Source organism: Streptococcus sp. GMD6S (assembly GCF_000297015.1).
The window spans coordinates 1-734 of record NZ_AJRH01000221.1 but is presented as its reverse complement, the minus strand read 5'-3'; the positions used below and the strand labels follow the sequence as shown (position 1 = coordinate 734).

General features: G+C 42.9%; 1 protein-coding gene and 1 pseudogene. One reads left to right on the top strand and one right to left on the bottom strand.

Going from position 1 to position 734, the window contains the following annotated elements; all coding sequences use genetic code 11:
* Nucleotides 1-261: ROK family protein (locus GMD6S_RS09805; protein WP_000326181.1), on the top strand; the 261-nt coding region annotated here is incomplete at its 5' end.
* A gap of 278 nt (nt 262-539) precedes the next feature.
* On the opposite strand, the pseudogene GMD6S_RS09800 reads toward GMD6S_RS09805, so the two are convergent.
* A pseudogene (locus GMD6S_RS09800) lies at nt 540-734 on the bottom strand (TVP38/TMEM64 family protein); the annotation flags it as partial.

Genomic DNA, 734 nt, shown 5'->3' with positions numbered 1-734 from the left:
GTCTGGGATGTTCAAGCCTACTATATCGCTCAGGCTGCGGTCAATGCTACTGTGACTTTCCGTCCAGATGTGATCGTCTTTGGTGGTGGGGTTATGGCCCAACAACACATGCTGGACCGTGTGCGTGAGAAATTTACAGCTCTTCTAAATGGTTACCTACCAGTACCAGACGTGCGTGACTACATTGTCACTCCAGCAGTTGCAGGCAATGGTTCTGCCACACTTGGAAACTTTGTCCTCGCTAAGAGTGTCGCAAAATAAAACAAAGAAACCATCCGCTTGGGAAACCAAACGGATGTTTTGTTTGATGAAAATGTTTTTGAGCCTTTCCTTAAGTGATTACGGACGGTAGCGACTTTCTTCGAAATTCCATACCTAAACTTTGAGCCTAATGTCTCAAAGTTCCCGAACACCTGAAACCATTAGATTTCAGGTGTTTTTATCACGACGGAAAGGCTGGGTAAGTCCTCGATTCACTATCGAAAAATAGGCATGATTTCCATACTAAAGTATATTTAGTATCAGGCTATTTTCTATTCTCAAAACATCTGCCAGAAGAAATCAATGATATAGGTCAAACCATAAGTATAAACCACTAGAGTAAAGGGCTTGGTCAGAATGATGATAATCATATAGCGTTTGAAGGTCATCTTGGTCAGGGCAGCCAGCATACAGAGAAAGTCAGCTGGACTGACAGGCCAGATCATCATAAAGATAAAGAACCGCTCGAAACG